Source organism: Lamprocystis purpurea DSM 4197 (genome assembly GCF_000379525.1).
In the GTDB taxonomy this organism is placed as follows: domain Bacteria; phylum Pseudomonadota; class Gammaproteobacteria; order Chromatiales; family Chromatiaceae; genus Thiodictyon; species Thiodictyon purpureum.
The window spans coordinates 1-1,803 of record NZ_KB902449.1 but is presented as its reverse complement, the minus strand read 5'-3'; the positions used below and the strand labels follow the sequence as shown (position 1 = coordinate 1,803).

Sequence of the window (1,803 nt, the reverse complement as noted above, 5' to 3'; positions counted from 1 at the left end):
TGTGCGGCGGCGTTGCTCATCGTGGGTGCAGGATGATGGACGATGCGGTGACGCTGGAGGGGCGGTTGGTCAGCGGCTCGGGTCGATCAGCACCTGGAATGCGGCCTCCAGGGCCGCGTCCTCCCGCTGTTCGGCCTGGTCGCGCAAATGCACGTGGCGCTCGTCGTAACGGCGGCGCAACTCGGCGATATTCTGTTCCGCCCGCTCCTCGGCCTTGGCGATGAATGACCGGTGCAGATCGGGAATGCGGCTGGTGAACCGCTCATTCTCGGACTTGGCGTCCGCCACCGCCTGTTGGATCAGTCGGTCCTGCTCGAGTTCGGCCTGGCTCGCAAGCGTCTCGGCCCGCAATTCGGCGGCGAGCAGGCGTTGCAGGGTGTCTTCCATCGTGGTTTCCTCGACCAATGGGCTACCACCGCATACCTTACGACAAGACCCAGGAAAATGCGCGTGTGATCGCCGTGGTGTGCTGTCGGATCAGGTCCCGGTGGGCGGGTGGCGACCAGTCCACGGCCGGCTGCGCGTCAACCGCAGTCCGGCGGCGGCTCCGGCGCTACCCCGGTCCCCAACGATTGTTCGAGGCAGGACAGGAAATCGACAGTCATACGAGCCGTGACGCCCCAGAGCGTTTCGCCGTCGTAGTCGTCGAAAAAGACCAGCGCGCGCGCCTGCGGGTGGTCCGGGTGGGGATAAGGACGGATGCGGCGGTGGGCGTGCTCGCCGAGCCAGGCGAGCGGGATGCTGAAGATCCGGGCGACCTCCCGTGGGTCGGGTACCAGGGGTTGGGGCCAGGGGATGCAGCCGACCACGGGGGTGACCAGAAACCGGCTGACGGTGAGCATGGGTCGTAACTGTCCAAGGACGAGCACGCGTTCCGGGACCAGTCCGATCTCTTCCTGTGCCTCGCGCAGCGCGGTGGCGATGCAGTCGGGGTCTCCGGCTTGTCGGCGTCCGCCGGGAAATCCGACCTGCCCGCTGTGCAGGTCATGCGCGCGCTCAGCACGGCGGATGAACACCAAGTGCCAGGCACCCTGCAACCGGTGAAGCGGCAGCAGGACGGCCGCTCGCTCCGCCGGTTCGCTCGCGGCACCGGCCAGTTCGGCGACAGGTCCGCGGCGGCACGCCGCCGGGAGCAGGCGTGCGTGGATCTGGTCGCAGGTGAGGCGGTCGAGAGTGAGGGGACTGTCCAACCTGTCGATCCGATCGAGTCGCGCTGCCGTTTCAGGTCGTGCTCGTGGTGGCCGCGCGAAGGCCGTCATCCGCCATCATTTGACGCCCGCGCTGCCGCTTGCCGGCCCGCATCGGTAATTCGTACCTGACATTCTGCGGTGCAGTGAGGATCGAGCGGGTATCGGGGACCGGCAGCATGGCGAGAACCTTGGTGTTTACGGAGACTTGGCGTTATTACTTAACCCGATGCGGCAGACGCTGTCAACTCGATTTAAGCTTGTACACTTTTCAATAACAAGTGCGTGGCGGCGCGAGGTGCCTCGTACCTGGTGCCCGTCTCGAGTTCCGGCGAAAGAGAAGTAGATCACGGCACGGCTGCGCTACGCAAAGTAAGGTATCAAGTGCGGGGTCTGTTAAGTCCCGCGTGCGGGCAGTCGCTTAACAATTGCGATCGAAACCCGTTGGTGGTGCTTGACTCATCGGCTCGCGTGGCGCAATACGACCGCTGCGCGGGCGCTGGCGTGACGGGTGCTGACCTATACCATAAGAGAACTATATCATGAGGATGCATCACCTGCTAAGTCGTTTTATTTATTCGCTATCGTTCATGTCTATCGCGACTTCGGTCATGGT

General features: G+C 64.1%; 2 protein-coding genes. Both read right to left on the bottom strand.

Features of this window, described 5'->3' with window-relative positions; all coding sequences use genetic code 11:
* Positions 1-69: 69 nt before the first annotated feature.
* Complete coding sequence (locus A39O_RS0108400; RefSeq protein ID WP_020504226.1) at positions 70-387, bottom strand: ATPase; 318 nt, start codon at positions 385-387, stop codon at positions 70-72.
* A gap of 137 nt (positions 388-524) precedes the next feature.
* The gene (locus A39O_RS36385; RefSeq protein ID WP_020504225.1) at positions 525-1,190 is read right to left on the bottom strand and encodes an NUDIX hydrolase; all 666 of its coding nucleotides are present in this window, start codon (positions 1,188-1,190) and stop codon (positions 525-527) included.
* Positions 1,191-1,803 lie beyond the last annotated feature (613 nt).